The 18929-nt window shown below is 34.6% G+C and carries 19 protein-coding genes; 8 read left to right on the forward strand and 11 right to left on the reverse strand.

The features are described from left to right. Positions 1-278 precede the first annotated feature (278 nt). Complete coding sequence (locus C9E89_RS15475) at positions 279-1496, reverse strand: tyrosine-type recombinase/integrase (protein WP_107009291.1); 1218 nt, start codon at positions 1494-1496, stop codon at positions 279-281. Positions 1497-1669: 173 nt separating this feature from the next. On the opposite strand from C9E89_RS15475, the gene C9E89_RS15480 reads away from it, so the two are divergent. After that, the gene (locus C9E89_RS15480) at positions 1670-1900 is read left to right on the forward strand and encodes a hypothetical protein (RefSeq protein ID WP_228199052.1); all 231 of its coding nucleotides are present in this window, start codon (positions 1670-1672) and stop codon (positions 1898-1900) included. 18 nt (positions 1901-1918) lie between these two features. Here C9E89_RS15480 and C9E89_RS15485 read toward each other — a convergent pair whose 3' ends face one another. Then, positions 1919-2383: a MarR family winged helix-turn-helix transcriptional regulator gene (locus C9E89_RS15485; RefSeq protein ID WP_107009239.1), complete on the reverse strand. Its 465-nt coding sequence runs from the start codon at positions 2381-2383 to the stop codon at positions 1919-1921. A 947-nt stretch (positions 2384-3330) separates the two neighbouring features. Between C9E89_RS15485 and C9E89_RS15490 the strand changes: the two genes are divergently transcribed. Continuing rightward, positions 3331-4863, forward strand: coding sequence for a TerC family protein (locus C9E89_RS15490; protein ID WP_107009240.1), 1533 nt, complete (start codon positions 3331-3333; stop codon positions 4861-4863). Between the two features lie 99 nt (positions 4864-4962). On the opposite strand, the gene C9E89_RS15495 is transcribed toward C9E89_RS15490, so the two are convergent. Beyond that, positions 4963-5820, reverse strand: coding sequence for an alpha/beta hydrolase family protein (locus C9E89_RS15495; protein WP_107009241.1), 858 nt, complete (start codon positions 5818-5820; stop codon positions 4963-4965). A 145-nt stretch (positions 5821-5965) separates the two neighbouring features. Here C9E89_RS15495 and C9E89_RS15500 point away from each other — a divergent pair, with 145 nt between their 5' ends. Further along, complete coding sequence (locus tag C9E89_RS15500) at positions 5966-6427, forward strand: hypothetical protein (protein ID WP_107009242.1); 462 nt, start codon at positions 5966-5968, stop codon at positions 6425-6427. A gap of 62 nt (positions 6428-6489) precedes the next feature. Here C9E89_RS15500 and C9E89_RS15505 read toward each other — a convergent pair whose 3' ends face one another. Both C9E89_RS15505 and brnQ read right to left on the reverse strand, forming a co-directional pair. Beyond that, on the reverse strand, positions 6490-6732 hold the full coding sequence (locus C9E89_RS15505; RefSeq protein WP_107009243.1) for a hypothetical protein: 243 nt from the start codon (positions 6730-6732) through the stop codon (positions 6490-6492). A gap of 444 nt (positions 6733-7176) precedes the next feature. Then, positions 7177-8469: a branched-chain amino acid transport system II carrier protein gene (brnQ, locus tag C9E89_RS15510; protein WP_107009244.1), complete on the reverse strand. Its 1293-nt coding sequence runs from the start codon at positions 8467-8469 to the stop codon at positions 7177-7179. A gap of 338 nt (positions 8470-8807) precedes the next feature. Between brnQ and map the strand changes: the two genes are divergently transcribed. Both map and C9E89_RS15520 read left to right on the forward strand, forming a co-directional pair. Next, positions 8808-9602, forward strand: coding sequence for a type I methionyl aminopeptidase (map, locus tag C9E89_RS15515; protein WP_107009245.1), 795 nt, complete (start codon positions 8808-8810; stop codon positions 9600-9602). Between the two features lie 295 nt (positions 9603-9897). Then, a complete protein-coding gene (locus C9E89_RS15520) occupies positions 9898-10446 on the forward strand; it encodes a DUF4274 domain-containing protein (protein ID WP_107009246.1) in 549 nt (182 codons plus the stop codon). Positions 10447-10496: 50 nt separating this feature from the next. Here C9E89_RS15520 and C9E89_RS15525 read toward each other — a convergent pair whose 3' ends face one another. From C9E89_RS15525 to aceR, 4 genes are all read right to left on the reverse strand, one after another. Then, entirely contained in the window at positions 10497-11669 is a 1173-nt protein-coding gene (locus C9E89_RS15525; protein WP_107009247.1) for a benzoate/H(+) symporter BenE family transporter, read from the reverse strand. 124 nt (positions 11670-11793) lie between these two features. After that, positions 11794-12444, reverse strand: a complete 651-nt coding sequence (leuE, locus tag C9E89_RS15530) for a leucine efflux protein LeuE (protein WP_107009248.1) — start codon at positions 12442-12444, stop codon at positions 11794-11796. A 99-nt stretch (positions 12445-12543) separates the two neighbouring features. Further along, the gene (gene tal, locus C9E89_RS15535; RefSeq protein WP_107009249.1) at positions 12544-13533 is read right to left on the reverse strand and encodes a transaldolase; all 990 of its coding nucleotides are present in this window, start codon (positions 13531-13533) and stop codon (positions 12544-12546) included. Positions 13534-13622: 89 nt separating this feature from the next. Further along, entirely contained in the window at positions 13623-14513 is an 891-nt protein-coding gene (gene aceR / locus C9E89_RS15540; RefSeq protein ID WP_107009250.1) for an HTH-type transcriptional regulator AceR, read from the reverse strand. A 102-nt stretch (positions 14514-14615) separates the two neighbouring features. Here aceR and aceI point away from each other — a divergent pair, with 102 nt between their 5' ends. The 3 genes from aceI to C9E89_RS15555 all read left to right on the forward strand — a co-directional run bounded on the left by aceI (position 14616) and on the right by C9E89_RS15555 (position 16036). Then, positions 14616-15038, forward strand: a complete 423-nt coding sequence (aceI, locus tag C9E89_RS15545; protein ID WP_107009251.1) for a chlorhexidine efflux PACE transporter AceI — start codon at positions 14616-14618, stop codon at positions 15036-15038. A 78-nt stretch (positions 15039-15116) separates the two neighbouring features. Further along, a complete protein-coding gene (locus tag C9E89_RS15550; RefSeq protein WP_107009252.1) occupies positions 15117-15500 on the forward strand; it encodes an SMI1/KNR4 family protein in 384 nt (127 codons plus the stop codon). Positions 15501-15502: 2 nt separating this feature from the next. After that, positions 15503-16036 carry an SMI1/KNR4 family protein gene (locus tag C9E89_RS15555; RefSeq protein ID WP_107009253.1) on the forward strand — a complete coding sequence of 178 codons (534 nt, stop codon included), beginning with the start codon at positions 15503-15505 and terminating at the stop codon, positions 16034-16036. A gap of 49 nt (positions 16037-16085) precedes the next feature. Here the strand turns inward: C9E89_RS15555 and glnG are convergent, their stop codons facing one another. After that, positions 16086-17573 (reverse strand): nitrogen regulation protein NR(I), encoded by a 1488-nt coding sequence (gene glnG, locus C9E89_RS15560; RefSeq protein WP_107009254.1) that lies wholly within the window; start codon positions 17571-17573, stop codon positions 16086-16088. Further along, positions 17563-18669: a nitrogen regulation protein NR(II) gene (gene glnL / locus C9E89_RS15565; protein ID WP_107009255.1), complete on the reverse strand. Its 1107-nt coding sequence runs from the start codon at positions 18667-18669 to the stop codon at positions 17563-17565. Before glnL ends, glnG begins: the two co-directional genes overlap by 11 nt. Between the last annotated feature and the right edge of the window lie 260 nt (positions 18670-18929).

Here is an 18929-nt window from a genome sequence, read left to right on the forward strand (position 1 = left end):
CTTGGTCAAACTAAATTTCGAGCTTGACCAAACTTTATGAAATTTATAATCCATTGTATTTATTGATTTTAGTATTTTTAGTGTGGTGGCATAATATTACAGAAAAAGCCCTTAACCAAGGGCTTTTATCGACAGAATTATTTTCAACTTTTTATAACCAATTTGATTAAAAAAATAGTCAGTAATAACTTTGGAATAAAAAAAGCTAAAATGTAATGACAATTTTGCAAAAACAATAATAAAAATTTCGTATCATGTATATAAAATCAGTTTTTAATTCACTCCTTCCAGCTATCAACAATATTTGCCCAATCTTGCATCATTTTTCTACGATCATTTAACCATTTTGCATGATCGTAAGTTGCTTTGACCTTATCACCCTTCACATGTGCAAGCTGCAACTCAATCCAGTTAGAGTTGTAGTTTGCTTCATTTAGATCAGTGGAGGCGGTGGCTCTAAAGTCATGCATCGTGATATGACCTAGATTCATATTCCGAAATGCCTGATTCAGCGTTGTTGGACCAATCATTGTATTATTGTTAATGCCTGGGAAAATATAGGGACTATCTGGGTAGGCGGCAAATTGTGCCTTAAGAATATCAACAACTTGATCTGACAGTGGCACAATGTGAATACGGTTTTTCTTCATGTTGCGTTTGCCTGCAAGAATATCGGATTTCGATGCAACTGGGATTGTCCATGTACGGGCTTCAAAATCTATATACTCTTTTAAACCTCTGCGAATCTCGATTGTGCGTAACATTGTATAGATAAGTGCTTTGAGAGCATTTTTAGTACTAATAGAGCCCGTATACTTATCAATACTCGGCATGATCAACTTTCGATCTTTACTATTAACTGGTTGAGCGTTTTCTACTTCTGGTTTGTGAATATATCCTCGCAATGCATAAGTTGGATTATTATTAAGTTTATCTGAAATAATAGCATACTGCATAACCTCGGCTATATGTTGCCTAACTAGTATTGATTTATTTTCACCAGTCCCTTTTCCTGATTTTTCTACACGCTTAAGAGCATTATCCATAATATTTTTTATATCGACAGAAGTAACATCCTTAATTGGTTTATTGCCAATCAAAGGGAATATATCAACTGCATAAGACAACTCGCGAACATACAACCAAGTTTCTGATTTAGAGTTTTTTTTATGATTGCAATATTCTTTGGCAATGGCACTAAAGGTATCATTCTGAGATTGTAAGGCTTCTAGCCGTTCATTTTTTTTAAACGCAGCTGGGTCAATATCCTTAGCTAATTGTTCTCGCATTTCAATTGCTTTGGATCTAGCGTAAGACAAGCTTATTTCAGGATATTGCCCAATCGTTAACATTTGAGGTTTATTCAAGAATCTATAGCGATAGCGCCAGAACTTTTTTCCAGTTGGTCGAATTTCTATACACAAACCAGAGTGATCAGCAACACGATACACTTTTTCTTTGGCTTTTAATTGCTTGATTTTTAAGTCGTTTAACATGCTGTGAGTAACAACCATTATGGTTTAAATTAATTTACTCACCATCTTACTCACAAAGGAAAGACATGTCATCTCATACAAGGTTATATGTAGTAATAACATCAAATCAATAAAATCATGTAGATATAAACAAAAGTAATAAAAGGTTATACAAGGTTTCTTTAGTGTTTGGTATGGATGCTATAGATCATGCAATGATGAAAGAGTTTCATGAACCAGGTAATATTAAGCGTTCAGTCGTTGTCATTCCGCATGAAAGAATCGAGCAATGGCTCGCATGGAAAAACCCAAATATTATGACATTTATGCAGGGTTTTCCTGTGGAGGAGTTTGAGTGCTTTTATTGTCCCCAACAACGTCAAGCAAAAAACTCTCCACAGTTAAACATGTTTGATGATTTATAAAGCAGAGCGCTTTATAAATTAACGTGATAAATTTTTAAAAATATGTTTCAAACTTTCCATCATTTTTTCAATTTGAAGTGGGGTTAAACCTTCAAAAGATTGCTCTAAAACAACACTCATTAAATCATTGATTTTAATTGTCATTTGTCGACCAGAGTCGGTTAAGTTTACTCGTGTAATACGTGCATCTTGACTGCAAGAATAGGTATTAACTAAGCCTTCATCTTTTAATCGATAGACAATTTTAGTTGTGGTCGACATTTTTGAAACAATCATGTCTGATAGTTCAGAAACACTTGCGTCTGGTTTAGACTCAAGTGCTAATAATAAACGACGTCTAGAATTATCTACACCATACTTTTTTAAAGCATGGTCGACATTAAGTACATACTGAGAATGAACTTGTGTAATCCAGTAATATGGAAAATTTTCCAAATTAAAATTATCAGTTGTTGGTAAAAATTTTGAATATTTTTTGGTCATCAAAAAGATTCCTTGTTTTTTCTAATTATTAACCAGATGTAATAACAATTGTAATAGTATTGTAAATTGATACCTAAAATCAATACAAAAATAAACAAATAATGCTAAAAATAAAGAAATACTATGAAGATTTACTTTATAATTGTTTAAACTCTGTTACTTAGTGTAAGTGTAAATTTATCATTTTTGAGTTTAATCATTTGTCATTTGAGCTTAATTTTAAGTAGCATATTGCATGATGCTTACTTTCTGGACTAAATAACTCAGCACAAGAATTTCAATAGTTTTGCTATTGTTTGATCTTTCAAGTCCAGTTTTTAGTGTACTGTTCTTGTTTTGCTTTTTGGCTATTTATCTAATTTTAATGAGGGGTATTTATTAAAATTAATCCCATTCATAAGCTATTTTAATATTTCTATATAGGGTTTAGGTTTGTTTCAACCTAGATACCGTACACTTACGCTATTTAAAAAATTATTCATATAATAGAGTGATTTACTTCACTTATACATGAATACTTCATTAAAATAATGTAGATGAAATATCAATCATGTTCGTGTGATATTTTAATTAAAAAAAGGTACTCTTAGACTTGGCTTTACAAACAAAAGTTTCTGTCTAAAATGTCATAAAAAATAAAAACGCATACATTTATTAAATTTATAGAATTAGAATACAAAGGCTTGAAATAAAATACTAGATGATTCTAAATCAATTTTACTGATTTATTTAAATGGAACTATTTATTTTTTGAATTTTAATTTGGTGATAAAACACGAAATTTATTTTTATTTGTAAAATAATAAAAAAAATAATTACAAAATATCTAGATTGTGCATAATTAAGAGCAATATAGTTGAAAAGGTCTCATTCATGGATCCGTCGCCGTGTAGGTTAAAATTTAAGTTTTGTATAATGAATAAGAATAAAGAGCAGGAGATCTAATAATGGAATTTTTATTAGATCCTGGTATTTGGGTAGGTCTACTCACTCTAATTGTTTTAGAAATTGTTTTAGGTATTGATAACCTCGTATTTATTGCCATTCTAGCTGAAAAATTACCGCCTGAAAAACGTGATAAAGCACGTGTTATTGGTCTTTCTCTCGCTTTAATCATGCGTTTAGGATTGTTATTTGCAATCTCATGGTTAGTTACGCTAACTCAACCTCTTATTACAGTTTTCGATAAGACCTTCTCAGGTCGTGATTTAATTCTTTTATTTGGCGGGCTTTTCTTAGTCTATAAAGCCGTAACAGAATTACATGAAAAAATGGAAGGCAAGCCTGAAGTTCATGTCACCAGTAATGTTGTCTATGCAAGTTTTACGGCTGTTGTTGCTCAAATCGTTATTTTAGATGCGGTGTTCTCTTTAGACTCTGTAATTACTGCCATTGGTATGGTAGATAATATTTATGTGATGATGGTTGCTATGGTTGTTGCTATGGCTGTCATGTTGTTGGCTTCAAAGTCATTAACTGCATTTGTAAATAGACATCCAACTGTTGTCATTCTATGTTTAAGTTTCTTATTGTTAATTGGTATTAGTCTAATTGCAGAAGGTTTTGGCTTCCATATTCCAAAAGGCTATATCTATTCAGGTATTGGTGTTGCGATTTTAATCGAAGCATTTAACCAATTTAGTAACCGAAATGCTGAAAAACATAAAGCAAAAATTCCTTTACGCCACCGTACAGCGGATTCTATTTTAAAGCTTATGGGGAGTAAGTTAGATACAGATGTGTCAGCATCACCTGAAACCATAGAAGCGAAAAAAGCCTTTGTAGATGAAGAACGTTATATGGTAGGAGGGGTTTTAACACTTGCTGAACGTAGTGTTGCCTCTATTATGACACCTCGAAATCAAATTTCTTGGGTAAATTTAGAGGATGATGCTGAGTGTATTCGAAATCAAATTTTGTCTGTACCACATAGTTTATTTCCTGTATGTCGTGGTCAGTTGGATAAAGTCGTAACGATTGTACGTGCAAAAGAGCTAATAGATGCTTTGGATGAGCCTGAACAATTACAAGCGTTATTGAAGCGTCAGCGCCCAATTTTTATTTTTGAAAAAATGAAGGTGATTGATGCAATTCATACTTTGCGTACTTCAAAAGGTTCACTGGTTTTAGTCACGAATGAGTTTGGTAATATTCAAGGTTTGATTTCACCATTAGATGTGTTTGAAGCCATTGCGGGTGAGTTTCCTGATGCAGATGAACAGCTTGAACTGGTGAAAGTTGATGACACAACATGGAGAGCATCGGGAATGCTTGACTTGTATCAACTTGAATTAGAGCTAGAAACAGTCGATTTAGTTCAAGAAGATTCAGACTATTTTAGTGTGGCGGGTTTAATTTTTGATAAAACTCAGGGTAATGTCAAAGTTGGAACGCATATTGTCCAAGAAGGTGTTGATTTTGAAGTTTTAGAAATGGATGAAAATCGCATTAAAACCGTTAAAATTACTCGACCTGATTGATTAGGTTAAATAAAATAAAAATGCCTCAATAATGAGGCATTTTTTGTAAGAATAAAAAGACACTGAACGAGGATTACAGCATTCAGTGTTGAAACTGGTTTAAGCGGCTATTTCTTTTTCAATCATTGACCAAATATTTTGATGTGATTTTTTGAACATCAGCATATGTCCGATAGATTTATGCCCTAAATCTTGTGGAACGAGTTCATGCATTGTTGTTTTAGCATTTGGATAAAGGCGCAGGAGATCTTTAACATTGGCTTCAGTTGCGATTTCATCATCTGATGACCAATAGACCGAAATAGGGCAGGTAATATTTTGATGATAATCTTCAAAAATTGTTTTACCTAAAGCATTCTCTACATAACCTGGACGGCTACAAAATTGTGCCCATTGTTTTGCAACATTTTTCGGTAAATTTTCACCCATTCCCATCATTTTTGTTGCGCCGTAGCCTTTAAAAAAGCTCGAAATTGGAAAAATAATATTAAACATAACAGGTGCAAGTTGTTTGGTGCGACCTTTCAAGCCTTTGACATGTCCAGTTGAGCCTGAAATTGCAATGACTTTTGCTACTTTTGCATAATTAGGGGCGATTCCAAGGAGTTGACCACCTGCACTATGCCCAACAAGAATGACTTGTTCTTTTTGTGTTTTGACCAAAAGCGCATCAATGGCAGCGGGAATATCAAGCTGTCCCCAATCTTGAATACTTGCTTGAGATTTTTTTAATGGACCATGTAATGAAGCACCAATACCACGAAAATCAAAGACCATAACTTGATAGCCTTGTTCTGCTAGCCATTCAGCAAAAGAGCGATAAAAGCTTTGCACAATCCCTGTAGCGGGGCAAATTAAAATAGGTAAATTTTGATTTTTTTGCGTATTTTCGTAAAAGGTTGCACTTAAAGTATAACCATCTTTACAGGTAATATTGAGTTTTTCAGAATTTTGCATGATTGATTCAAAAATGATTATGAACTTGTTTCTACAATATACAAGTTCTAAAAAGAAACTTGATTAAATTATGACTAGAGAGTCAAAAAATAAATGAGAACATGGGTACACTACAAGAAAATGGAATAGGGTAGTTAATTCAATAATGGATGTAATGCAATTTTCAAATGCGGTTAAGTTCGCAATTATTTTTAGTGGTTTATATCTTTGGGTGGGCATGCTGACAGGCGTATGGAAGTATGCACAAATCCGTAATTCTGAACAATCACGTGCGCACTATTATGTGGATATTGCACATCGAAGTAGCTTGCTTTATGCACCAGCAACGTTGATTTTAGCTGTGCTTGCATACTTTTCGATTTGGTCAGACCTGATAAATTTACTTTGTGTACTGATTAATTTGATTTTTTTTACTTTTTCGATTGCAAGTTATGTCGTACATGGTTGGTTAAAAGATACGACAAACCAATTTAAACAACCGCATAAAATGGGGAATAAAAGTTTACCTAATTGGTTGATGACAAGTGCGATGGTACTTTTGGTTTTGGGGGAGGTATTGGCGACTGGTATTTTAGTTTTGGGTGTAATCTTCGGTTTTTATTTTTAAAATTAGATGCAATTTGTAGAGTACTTTTACTTCAAAAAAGATGGATGCTAAGCATCCATCTTTTATTTAATACTTGCTGCTTTGGCTGATTTACGGGTTTTGTGGTCGATCAATTCCCATAGACAAAATGCGGCAGAAACGAATAAAGCATATACAAAAAACTCAGGTTTTAAGTTGCCTTGAACGAGACCATGTAAAAATAGAATAGTCATCAAAGCTAAAGTTGTGCTTAAGTAAATGACCAGTTTTTTGTTAGCCTTCAAAGAATTAATGAAGACTTGCTTATTTGAATGTAATGATAACATCCTCATCCCTCCTGTCTGCTCGACAAAAACCCCATTGTTTTAGTCTGAATTGCTTGGTTGATCCTTACCATAGCAAATTATTATTTCGAATGCAAATATCTCTATTATCCTAAATAAATGTGACATATTTATGACAATATTACATTAGGTCATTTATTTTTAAAATAGGTTAAATTTTAACCATAAATATCATTGCTGAGATTAATAGTCTGCTGAACTTATATAAAAGTACAACATAATAAAGAGAATGAAAAGTGCTAATTAGACAAAAGACGAATGTTGTATTATTAGGTAATATTTATAAAAATCATGATATTGTATTGCATTTTTTGTTTAATCTTGTTGCAAACAATAAAAGCTCATTGGGTAAATGTAACGTTTATTGTGTACTGTTAAAATCTCTATTTGGGTAAAATAAGATTTTAAGAACAAACATTAAAAGATCTATTTTTTAAGTCTGTCGATTGCAACAAAGATAATTAAAATGGCACAAGAAGGTAGTAACCAAGCCAGATTTTGCTGATTTAAAGGTAGATGTTGAATTGCATCAGGTAAAATATTGGCAAAAGAAGTCACTTTGATTCCTTCAATAATACCAAAGACAAAAGCAACAGCAGTTACAGGCGCAATCACTAAACTTGGACGATTAAAATATTTCCAAAAAAAGCTCAACATGATCACCACAATTGCAGGTGGATAAATTGCACTGAGTACAGGGACAGACACAGCGATCAGTTTTGTTAAACCAAGATTAGAGATAATTAAAGAGAATAAAACGAGGATAAATACTAAAACTTTATAAGGAATTTTAGTAAGTTGTGCGAAATATTCAGCACATGCACAAGTCAAGCCAATTGCAGTCACCATACAAGCCAGAAAAATCAAAGCTGTCAGGAATAAAGCACCAAGATCACCAAAAGCATGTTGTACATAAGCATGTAAAATAACGGCACCATTGGTTGCATTTGGTGCAACTTCATGGCTTCCTAAGCCTAGCTTAAATAAACTTAAGTAAACTAATGTAAGTCCTACGCCTGAAATTAAACTTGCAATGATCGCATATTTAGTCACCAGTTTTTTATCAGTCACACCACGTGAATGAATGGCATGAATAATGACAATACCAAAAACCAAAGCGCCTAATGTATCCATCGTAAGATAACCATTCACAAAGCCTTCAGAAACAGGACTTGCGATATAGCCATCAATAGCAGGGGGGATAAAGCCCGCAGGAATCATTACTGCTGCAATCCCTAAGATTGCTAAAGAAATAATTTTTAACGGTGCAAGGACGTGACCTACTGTATCTAGCAGTTTATTTGGATATAGTGAAACTAAAGTCACAACTGCAAAATAGATGATACTGTAAATCATCAAACTATAGCTTGAGTTACCAAAATAGGATGAAAATCCGATTTCATAGGAAACTGTTGCAGTACGTGGTGTTGCAAAGAGTGGTCCAACAGATAAATAGCAAACTACAGTTAAAATTAAACTTGCAACTTTTCCTAAAGGTGAACTTAAAAGTGCAATTGAACCTTCAGTTTTAGAAAGTGCCATGATGGTAATCACGGGTAAACCAACAGCAGTGATTAAGAAACCAAATGCTGCTAACCAAACATGTTCACCCGCTTGTTGCGCAACAATAGGTGGAAAGATAATATTGCCCGCCCCAATAAATAAGGCGAAAGTCATAAACCCTAAAGCAATAATATCCTTAGTACGAAGACTTGTCATAGGAGAGTTAGGATTACAAAAACCGTAGATTTTAGGGGAAAAGTCGAGCTTTTTGTATTTTATTTTATGAACCTTATTAAAAAAAATTATATAAGGGCGGGAAATTCAGGAAAAAGGTTAAGTTATCTTAATGAAAATAATGTGCTTTTTAATAAAATTCAAAAAAAATAATATTTTAAATATTTGAATTATTTTGTTTTTAATGGCAATTCACTTCGATATTTTAAGTGATTTATTTGCATAATTGACCCAATACAATGATTTAATTTCATCGTTCTATTTGTCCATTTTTTTTCTATAGCGCCTATAATGATGGCTTACATTTGAGGGCGGATGACATGAAAGCTTCTACTATCACGATTAAAACCGAACAGGATATTGAAAAACTAAGAGTGTCTGGACGTTTGGCTGCTCAGGTTTTAGAAATGATAGGTCAATATGTTAAACCAGGTGTAAGTACCGAATATTTAGATAATATTTGCAATGATTTTATTGTGAATACTTTGAAGGTCATTCCTGCGAATGTTGGCTACTATGGTTATACAAAAACCACATGCATTTCTCCAAATGAAGTGGTTTGTCATGGGATTCCATCCGCAACAACCATTTTAAATGATGGTGATATTATCAATATTGATGTTGCGATTATTAAAGATGGTTATTTTGGTGATACCAGTCGTATGTACTACGTTGGAAATGTCAGTTCTGCTGCAAAAAAGCTAGTCGAAACGACTTATGAGGCGATGGTAGCGGGTATTCATGCTGTAAAACCAGGGGCAACTTTAGGTGATGTCGGCTATGCAATCCAAAGCGTTGCACATCGTGAAGGTTATAGTATTGTTCGTGAATATTGTGGTCATGGAATTGGTAAAGTTTATCATGAGCAACCAAACGTGTTGCACTATGGTCAACCGGGACAAGGTTTAAAGCTGAAAACTGGAATGGTTTTTACCATTGAACCTATGGTTAATGCAGGTAAAGCGCGCGTAAAAGAGTTAAAAGATGGTTGGACTGTGATCACAATGGATCGTTCATTATCTGCGCAATGGGAACATATGGTTTATGTGACAGAGACTGGTTTTGAGCTACTTTCACCGTGGCCAGAAGGTACAGGTCAATATCCTGAAATTTAAAACTAAAGTCGAATATAAGCCATCAAATGACTGAAAAATGAATTTTATGTCTTAGTCTTTATTGCTTTTTAAGATTCGACATCGTGCTACTCTACATTGTCACAATAATTTAAGAAAACTGAGGTTTTTTATTATTGTTTTAATGTATTTGTTTAAATCATGTTCGAAAATTAAAATAGTGATCAGTTTCTCGTTGTTGTTTCTTTGTTCAATTTTTCCAGCTTATCCATCCTAGGATAAGCTTTTTTTTTTGTTTATAATCTTGCTGAGAATTTTTAAATAAACTTAGAAAGCGATGAAAAAAATATCAAATGCAGTTTTTACTGATCTAATAGATCAGATTTGGCTTAACTTTTTACAACAGGCGACACCTGAAGATATTTATCAATCTGTGATTAGTTCTAATTGGGATGGAAACCAATATTTACTGAACTGGATTTTAAATCATGCTGAGGTTGATCAAGCGGTGATTTTAGCGATTTATTGGATGAGTGGAATACGTTATTTAAAGCAATATAAAAATCGTGAAGAAGTATTAGAAAAAGCAAGCTGGTCAATTGAAAGTTATGATTATTTACAGCAGTTAGAACAAAAATATCTAAACGGTTTTTGGAAAAATCAAAACTTTGCTTATGACCCAAGTCATGATCATGATGAATATAATTGGGTCACTGAATATGCTGAGATTGAAATACAACAGGAAATACCTGAAAAAATGTTGCAAGTGTTAGAAGGAAAGCATTTAACACGCAGTTCAAAATTTGAGGATGGTTTGCCAGAACCTTTTTTATCACAAGTTTGGGCATTATTTGATGAGTATGAAATTGAAGATGAGCTAGGTTAAACATAAAACATTCAGGTGTTGTATTGATGTAATATAACACCTTGATAAAATTATGCTTTAGTTCTAAATTTTAAAATCATAGAAACAGCTAAGCCAAACAGTAAGCCCCAAAATGCTGAGCCTATACCAAAGAATTGTACACCTGAGGCACTAAATAAAAAGGTGAGTAATGCTGCTTCACGGTCTTCAATATTGGTAAAAGCAATTGAAATGTTATGTCCGATAGTACCAAATAATGCAATGCCTGCTAATGCGGTAATAAATAAATGTGGAAATGACATTAAAATACTGGTGAGTGTGGCTGCAAATAAGCCCATAATGATATAGAAAATACCACAGCTCATGCCTGCGATATAACGTTTTTTAGGATCGGGATGTACTTGATCATCTAAACTAATCGCAGCACTAATCGCAGCAATATTGACACTAAAACAGCCAAAAGGTGCAAGAATGGTTTGGACGAAACCTGTCCAACCAATCAAGTGTTTTACGTGAGGTTCATAGCCGTAACTTTTAATCATGGCAAGCCCAGGAAGATATTGCGATGCCATATTAATGACAAACAAAGGTAAGGCTAAACCAAATAAAGCAGACCAAGTAAACTCAGGTTTCATCCAAATTGGTTGTGCTAAAGCGAGGTGAATATTTGCGCTTTTAAACTGCATAAACAATGGGCAAATCATGACACCTAAAATAACGGTAATAACAATACAGTAGCGTGGAAATAGACGTTTACTAATGATGTAAATCGCTAAAATGGAAAGAATAAATCCCCAATTTGCTTCCATACTGGCAAATATTTCTATACCAAATTTAAGTAATACACCTGCAAGCATAGCGCTGGTTAAGCTTTGAGGAATATAAGTCAGTACTTTTTCAAAAATGCCTAAAAAACCTAAAATTGCAGTCAGTAGCCCACACACTAAAAAAGCACCAATGGCTTCATAGAGTGTATAGCCACTGCCTGAAGCAAGAATAAGTGCTAAACCCGCAGTAGACCATGACGTAGCAACAGGATATTTAAATTTCCAAGATAAAAATAATCCACATGAACCAATTGCTAAGCCTAAAGCCCAAAACCATGAAGTGATTTGTGCTTGTGTTGCACCAAGTAGTTGAGCAGCTTGAATAACCAAGACTGAAGAAACACTAATACCAACCAGAAAGGTAATAAAGCCTGCGAAGACAGCGGGGATCGAGAAATCTTGAAGAAGTTTTTGCATAATCCGTTGCGAAGATTTGAGTTGAGCGAAAAAGTGTGTAAATCATACACCTTTGGGAGAGTTGCAAAAACAGGCTTTACATGAAAAATTCTCACATTGTGAATATTTATTATTTTTTAGGCACTTACATTGTTGAAAAAGCCAGTTTTAAGCCAAAGCCACAAAACAGTAACCCAACTGCGGCAACGCCAATGGCTGCAATTTTATAACGACGATTAAAAAAGTGTGCCAATTTAACGCCAGAAAAAATGAGAATACTTAAATATGCCATACTGGTGATTTGCACCACAATCGAAAGAATCGAAAAACTAAGTGCAGGATGAGTATAGTCAGGGTCTACAAACTGAATAAAAAAAGACAAATAAAAGAAAATTGCTTTAGGATTCAGTAAGCTAATGGTCAATGCACTTCTAAAGGGATGAATATTCTTTTGTGTTGTAGAGGTTGAAGCTTCAATGTTTTGAGCGTGGGTATTTAACCATGTATGGTAACTCGCAATAATTAAGCGAATACCTAAATAAGATAAATAAGCTGCACCAATGATTTTTAATAAAATAAATAACCAAGGGAAATTATGTAGTAAAGATGCTGCGCCTAGAACAGTACATAAAATTAAAATTAAATCGCCAGTAAAAACACCCAGTGCTGCCACATAACCAATTTTAATTCCAAAGCGCGATGCAATCGACATAACATAAAGTGAATTTGGACCAGGTAAAATCACAATAAAAATTGTGCCGATAACAAACGTTACAATATCTGTAATACCAAACACCAGATGCTCACTTTATGTCTAAAGGTAAAAAAACCGAGTCAGATTATAAGCCTAAACTCGGTTTTGAGCATAAAAATGAAGAAATTAATTTAGCTTTATTTAAGCCTGAATTTCAGCATCTAAACCAAAAGACTGACGCAATAAACTTTGTAATTGTTCACGTGCTTTGATAAAACCATCAATTCCAGATTGTAATAATTGAAATGCCATAAGGTCATTTTCAAGTTCTTGTTTAAATTGTGCTTTTTCTAGTGCAATATAAGTATGCTCTTGGTGTGCATGTGCATGATTTTCAGAAATTTGTGCAGTGACTGTACGAGTATCTTGTTCAAGTTGTTGTAATAAACTCGGTGCAACAGTTAATAAGTCACAACCTGCTAACCCGAGTACTTGATCAATACTACGGAAACTTGCTCCCATGACTTCTGTTTGAATATCATGCTGTTTATAGAAATGATAAATTTGTTTCACTGACAATACGCCGGGATCTTTATCAATAGTGTAGTGATCCACATTTTCAGCTTTTTTATACCAATCTAAAATACGACCCACAAATGGTGAAATAAGAGTGACATTTGCATCAGCACATGCTTTTGCTTGGTGTAAACCAAAGAGTAAAGTCAAATTACAATGGATTCCTTCAGCTTCAAGTACTTTGGCTGCTTGAATACCTTCCCAAGTCGAAGCGATTTTGATCAAAATACGATTTTGATCTACGCCATAGTCTTTGTACAATGCTAACAATTCTTTGGCTTTAGCAATCGTTGCTTCTGTGTCATAAGAAAGGGCAGCATCAACTTCGGTAGACACGCGACCTTCCACAATTTTTAAAATTTCAACACCTAATTTGACTGTTAAAATATCAATCGTGCGCTCAATGAGTAAATCTGCTTGATAACCTTCTTGTTTTGCTTGTAGATAAGCCGACTCGATTAATTCTTTACTTTCAGGCTGCTGTGCTGCTGCTGTAATTAAAGATGGATTGGTCGTTGCATCTAAAGGGCGAAATTGTTGAATGGCAGTTAAATCACCTGTGTCGGCAACAATAGTGGTGAGTTGTTTTAATTGCTCTAATGCAGATTGTGTCATTGCTGTTTAATTCTTAGAAAAAATACATGTAACTTTATTTATAACACAATGAGATTTCATCGAAAGTGGTTTTGGTGTTTTAGTATGCATTATTTTGTATGAATTCTTTGATTTCTGATGTGATTAATCAAAAAACGAGCAGCTTGTCCTAAATGACTTTCACGATTCCAAACCAAATCGACGTAATATTCAAACTTGGGCGTAAAATCTGCCAAATTTAAAATTTTGAGATTTTTTTTGTACTGACTATTTTCCTCAAAAATTTGTAAAGGTAAAACGCCCCAACCTAAGCCTTGTAAAATCATTGAACATGCCAAATGATGATTATCGGTTCGCCAGTAATTTTTTGAATACAGTAGTTCGGGTTTTATGGTTTTATCTCGACTTGCCACCACGATTTGCCGACTTTGTAAAATTTCCTCGAAAGTCACCACATCATTTTGTGCAAGTGGGAAATGCTGTGCAGCAACAGGCACTAAAGCTTCACGTTTAACTTCAACAAATTGTTCACGACGTTCTAAGATTTCACGTTCAAACATTAGAGCGAGTTGTGCGGTTTGGTTAATCAGCATTTTTAAAGCATCTTCTTGCGGTGCAGAAAAAATATTGATTTGTAAAGTTGGGAAATGCTCAGCGAGTAAAGAGATATATTCTGTCCAATCGGTATGTAAAAGCTCAGTGACAACGACAATATTCAATGATGTTTCTAAGCCATTGGCTAGAGCCAAAGCTTGCTGTTTCCATTGATTTATTTCAATCAGAAGTTGTTCTGTTTTTTCATATAAAACATGTGCTTGAGGGGTTGGAATAGGTTCACGTCCAATGCGCTCAAAAAGTTTTAAATTTAAATCTATTTCTAAATTTGCAATGGACATGCTGATGGCAGAGGGAACTTTTGCAAGTTTACGTGCAGCCGCAGAAAAAGAGCCACATTCCATAACGGTTTTAAAAACAATCAGTTGTTCTTGGTTGATATTCATACTTTAGGGTCTATCTATCAATTTTATTGAGAGAATCTAACTTTATTATTCACTATTATAAAAATAAAATTGCATTTGTCGAATAAATTTGAGTATTGAAAAATGTTGATTTCCAAAAGAAGGATTATTCATGCGCTCAGCTATGAAATCATCTTATTGGTGATCATTGCGATTGCATTGAGTTTTATTTTTGAAGTTCCTATGGAAGTGACGGGAACTTTAGGTGTAGCGATGGCAGTTACATCTGTGGTCTGGAATATGATTTTCAACCATTTTTTTGAAAAATTGGAAAAGAAACATCAGTTTAAAAGAACAATTGGTGTGCGTATTTTGCATGCAATTGGCTTTGAAGGTGGTTTGATGTTGGCGACCATTCCAATGGTGGCATATGCGATGGATATGAGTATTTGGCAAGCGATTTTGCTTGATTTGGGCATGACCTCGTGTATTTTGGTGTATACCTTTATTTTCCAATGGTGTTATGACACGATTGAAGCGCGTTTAGGTTTTCAGCCTGCACATTGATGATGTGTTATGGTGTAAAGAGAAGGTATGCGTATTGCATGCCTTTTTTAATTTTAAAAAAATAATAGGATATAAAAAATGATTCAAGAATTTTTAAATATTGAAGAAAAGTATAAAGTTAAATTCCCAACGCACTATTTACAGATTTTAACGCAGTTTGAGTATTATTGTTTATATATTAAAAATGCGCATGATATTGATTTGTATCCTATTCAGAAATTATTTTCTAAAGTAAAACAAGAGCTATGTACTTATGAATATTTACAAATTTGGCAGAGTTATCAATCAGATCAATTTATAAAAACTTTTGTATTTGCTCGTTCAGGAGATGGTACTCGGCTTTATTTTAATTTAGTGGATATGAGTATTTGGGAATATTGGTTGGATGAAGAGAGTGTTAGACAATTGTACAAAAATTTTGAAGATCTGATGTTAAATGCAGAATTGATTGATCAAGAGTGATAATGATTGTGTTAGAAATAAAACGCTTAGCAGTAGATGATGAAGAGTTGGCTTATTTAAAATCTCATCCAACGAAGAAAAATAACAAGTTTTTAAAATATCAACTTTATTTGTTAGCGCATGCTCAGGTAACAGATGAAGAAATTCAAACATTTCAAACAGAGTATGCAATTGATTTACCTATAGAATATCAGTTGTTTCTAAAGCAACATAATGGTGGTCGACCGACACTAGACTGTTTTGGTGATGAGGTCATTAATTATTTTTATGGTTTGTTAGATTGGAAGGATTCATTTGATAGCGTACAACATGCAATGAGTGATCGTTATCCTAAAAGTATGTTGCCAATCGCTTCAACAGGTGGAGGTGATCATTTGCTATTGGGTTGGAGAGATGAATTTAAATCTAAAATTTACTATTGGGATCATGAGTTAGCGCATGAGGAAAGTGGTGAAAATTACTTTGAAAATATCAAGTTTGTTGCGAATGGATTGCATGAGTTTTTAGAAATGCTCTACGATCTTGATGAAGAATAGAAAACCCGAAAGTTTTCTATTCTTAAATTTAATGGTCTAAAGCTAAAAATTATTCATTTACTGCTTTATTGCTTTCATCTTCTTCATCATCGTCAGCAGAGTCCATACCTAACTCTTTGAGTTTACGCGTTAAGGTATTACGTCCCCAACCTAATAATTCTGCTGCATGACGCTTACGACCGCGTGTTTGTTGCAGTGCAGCATTAATCAATGTGCGTTCAAACATCGGTGTGGCAATATCAAGTAATTTCATCTCGCCATTTTTTAACTTTTGTACCGCCCATTGCCCAAGTAATTCATCCCAATGATGTACTGCAATTCGATCAATACCACCTTGCGTTTTGTTTTGCTCATCGGCTTTATTGAGCGGGATTTGTTTTAACTCAGAAGGCAAGTCCTCAGGATAAACTTCACGCCCCGTGATCATCACTGTGAGCCAACGGCACGTATTTTCCAGTTGACGGACATTTCCCGGCCAAGGCAATTGCTTAATATAATCTTGAGTTTCTTGGCGTAAGATTTTTGGGCTAACACCGAGTTCTTTGCCTGCGCTTGCCAAGAAATGTTGAGCAAGCATTGGAATATCTTCAGAGCGATGAGAGAGTTTTGGAATATGAATGCGAATAACATTGAGGCGATGATATAAGTCCTCACGGAAACGTCCATCATGGACAAGTTTTTCTAGATCTTGATGTGTTGCTGCAACAATACGTACATCCACACGCACAGGAATATGTCCACCAACTCGATAAAACTCACCATCTGCTAAAACACGAAGTAAGCGTGTTTGAGTTTCAAATGGCATATCGCCGATTTCATCTAAAAATAATGTACCGCCATTGGCTTGTTCAAAACGTCCTTGACGTTGAGTATTTGCCCCTGTAAAAGCACCTTTTTCGTGACCAAATAACTCAGTTTCAATCAAGTCTTTAGGAATTGCTGCCATATTGAGCGCAATAAATGGTTTGCTGCTACGCGGTGAGTGACGATGTAGCGCATGCGCAACTAACTCTTTACCTGTGCCAGATTCACCATTGATTAATACTGTAATATGCGATTGAGATAAACGTCCAATGGCACGGAAAACTTCCTGCATGGCAGGAGATTCACCAATAATTTCAGTCGATTGGATGGGTGTTGCTTTTGCTGATTCTTGTTGTTGTAGTTTATTGATATGTAAAATAGCACGATTTACCAATGCTAAGGCTTCATCAATATCAAAAGGTTTAGGTAAGTACTCAAAAGCACCTGTTTGATAACTTGATACAGCAGACTCTAAATCTGAATGTGCTGTCATAATGATAACAGGCAAGTCGGGGTAGCTACCTTTAACTTTGCCAAGAAAAGTGAGCCCATCAATACCCGGCATGCGAATATCTGTGAGAATCACATCAGGTGCATTTGTTGGAAGTTGCTCTAAAGCAGATTGAGCTTCCTCAAAACTCGTCACATCAAAACCTTCTTCTTTGAAGGTTTTTTCTAAGACCCAACGCATTGCGCGGTCATCATCAATCACCCAGATTTTATTATGTGACATGGTTAGACTCCCAAGGTAAATATAAGCTAAAGACTGTTTTTTTAGGAATCGATTGACATTCAATCATTCCATTATGTTGGTGCATGATATTTTGGGCAATGCTGAGTCCTAAACCTGTTCCTTTCGCACGCGTGGTTACTAAAGGATAGAAAATTGACTCAACAACTTCTTGTGGAATACCTATACCATTGTCTTCAATATCAATGCGAATCGTTGAGCGATGAAGTACACCATTGATTGTGACAAGACGTTGAATACGAGTACGTAAAATGAGTTCAGGTTGATGATCTACAAAAAATTCTTTATTTTCAGTAATTGCTTGTACTGCATTAACACAAATATTGAGCATGACTTGAATAAGCTGATCACGATCTGCTTTCACTTCGGGCAGAGAAAGATCATAGTCACGAATAATTTTGATTTTTTTCTTGGTTTGGTTGGCAACCAATGAACGCACGCGTTCCAAAGGTTCATGAACATTCACCAACTCATAACTTGGAAGCTGACGAGAACCTAACATCGTATCTGCAAGATTTCTTAAACGATCGACTTCACTAATAATAATATCCGTAAACTCGGTATATTGCGGGTCGTTTAAACTACGAGCAAGAAGTTGAGTCGCACCACGAATACCGCCCAAAGGGTTCTTAATTTCATGTGCAACGCCCCGAATCAGTTGGCGGGTGATTTGATGCTGCTGCGTTAAACTTTCTTCTTTAGAAATTTTTAACATGCGATCAATCGGATTGAGTTCAATGAGCAATAAAGGGTGATAAGGTTTGTCAGTATTAATTTGTGAAACTGAATAATCCACATGAATATCTTTAAAGTTGACATTAATCGTCGCTTCACGGCGAGTATAAGCTTGACCTGTTTTGAGTGAGTTGGTTAAAGCGTCTAAAGTGTTAAAACCATCATTGGGTGCATGTAAAATATTCATGACAGGTTGACCTGCCGCCCGCAGTAAACTGATGTCAAAAAGTGCTTCGCAAGATGAGTTTAAATAAAAAATATTTAAATCTGAGTCGATCAAAAGAATTGCGGTGGTTAAATTATCCACAAGTAGTCGATAGTCAATGCTTGGGTATTGATCCATTAGCTGAACTTTCCTGTTTTAAAATAGCGCAATGGCATCTGCACCTCATTTTATTTTCCCATAAATTGGGTGACTAATTTAAGATAAATCGTCCTGATATAAAGCAAAATGCACGCCAACTTTATTGAGTTGCACAATTTTTTTACATGGGTCTTGAAAATTGTGCAAAAACTCACTTTTATTTTCTATTCTGTTCGTCATAAAGTGATAAATAATTATATCAGTGTTCCAAAATGGTGCATTGTAAAAAAATGATAAAA

The sequence above is a fragment of the Acinetobacter sichuanensis genome (assembly GCF_003024515.2).
In the GTDB taxonomy this organism is placed as follows: Bacteria; Pseudomonadota; Gammaproteobacteria; order Pseudomonadales; family Moraxellaceae; genus Acinetobacter; species Acinetobacter sichuanensis.